Origin of the sequence: Subtercola boreus (assembly GCF_003399625.1) — a bacterium.
GTDB lineage: Bacteria > Actinomycetota > Actinomycetes > Actinomycetales > Microbacteriaceae > Subtercola > Subtercola boreus_C.
Genome location: NZ_NBXA01000040.1, coordinates 1 through 1345, shown reverse-complemented (window position 1 = coordinate 1345; position 1345 = coordinate 1). Strand labels below are relative to the sequence as shown.

The following is a 1345-nucleotide window of genomic DNA, read 5'->3' as shown; positions in this document are numbered from 1 at the left end:
ACGGCATGCCGTCACGCGGCGGGAGGCAGTCAGCCATACCCGGGACCCCTGGCGCGTTTCAAAGCTTACGAAGGCCCCGAATCCACAAGAAAAACTGTAAGGAAGGCGGTTTACCGCCGCTAGGGACAGGCCGTGCAGTGCAACCCGTAGGGCGGTGGGGGAGAGAATTCCGGCTCGAAATAAGGGAGCGAAGCGACCGCGTGCCGGAAATCTCGGAGGAGCCGGCAGCCAGCGGCTGCTTGCGCGGAACGGACAGGCCCGTACGCTTCCGAAGGATTCACGGCACAACAACGAAGCCCAGGCACTGGGGCGACACAGCGCCGCGAAGCGGCTCCACTCAGACAGAACAGGCAACGGCAGAGCCGTTGGCCGCTGTCCGCACTCCCCGGCGGTTGAGAAAAAAGAGCCCCGCCCGGCGTTCCCGGGCGGGACTGCTCATTCCTTGGTGGTGGTGCGTGTTCAAGTAATGGCTACGACGATCTGGATGTCGTCAGCGTCGCCTTCCCAGAACAGGTCGAGAATTGCGTTGCGGATTCTCTCGGGGTCTACGCCGCCCGCCCGGTCCGGGAACGACACGGTGATGGTGTGCATGGGTGCGGCGTTGTCGGTGTCTCCGCCGGTCTGGTCTTCGTCGGCGTACTGATACGTCCAGGCGATCGCGACAGCACCGTCGGGTCCGTCGCCGTCCCGGTCGTACGCGGCTCGGTGTTCGTCTTGTCCGGGGTGTGGTGCGCGGGTGCAGCGCCACGGGCTGCCGTCGGAGTCGATGGTTTCGGCTCCGCACTCGCACCCGTCGACACTCTGGGCGGCGTCGGGAGCTTCGGGGTCGAGGGCGTGGCCAATGGTGTCAGGGCGCTGGTAGGTGATGATCACAATCGTTTCCCTTCCGGGTTGGGGCGGGGCGGCGTCTGCCGCCCCGCTAGGGGTGAGAGGTCAGGCGGCGGTTTCGTCGTCGGGGGTGTCGGTTGCTTCGTCTTCGGGGGTGAGGATTCCGGCGATCTGGTGCGCGGTGCGAAGTACCCGGGCGGCGGTGGACTTAATCAGGTCGGTGTCGGCGTTCACCCATCCGGCGATGTAGCCCACCGAGTATGCGGAGGTGTCGAATCCGACCATGCCGGCAACTATGTAGGCGACGCTCTCGGCCTCGGTCTCCATCAGGCCCCGGTGCTGGGCGTACTCGGCCAAGTCGTCGATGTGGCCAAGCAGGATGTGCGCGCACTCTTTTCCGCACTATGCCGGCTTCTACGTTCGGGCAGGAAAGGCGGGTAGCCCGAGGTTGGTCGCGGTTCGGCGCATTTGCGTGAGCTTCTGCTCGGCGGCCGAGAGACTGGTCTGTAGACCTTCG

2 protein-coding genes are annotated in these 1345 nt (G+C 65.4%); both read right to left on the bottom strand.

The window, feature by feature from the left end; translation table 11 throughout:
- Positions 1 to 459: 459 nt before the first annotated feature.
- Entirely contained in the window at positions 460 to 873 is a 414-nt protein-coding gene (locus tag B7R21_RS18005; protein WP_116284643.1) for a hypothetical protein, read from the bottom strand.
- 60 nt (positions 874 to 933) lie between these two features.
- Positions 934 to 1185: a hypothetical protein gene (locus B7R21_RS18000; protein ID WP_216364302.1), complete on the bottom strand. Its 252-nt coding sequence runs from the start codon at positions 1183 to 1185 to the stop codon at positions 934 to 936.
- Between the last annotated feature and the right edge of the window lie 160 nt (positions 1186 to 1345).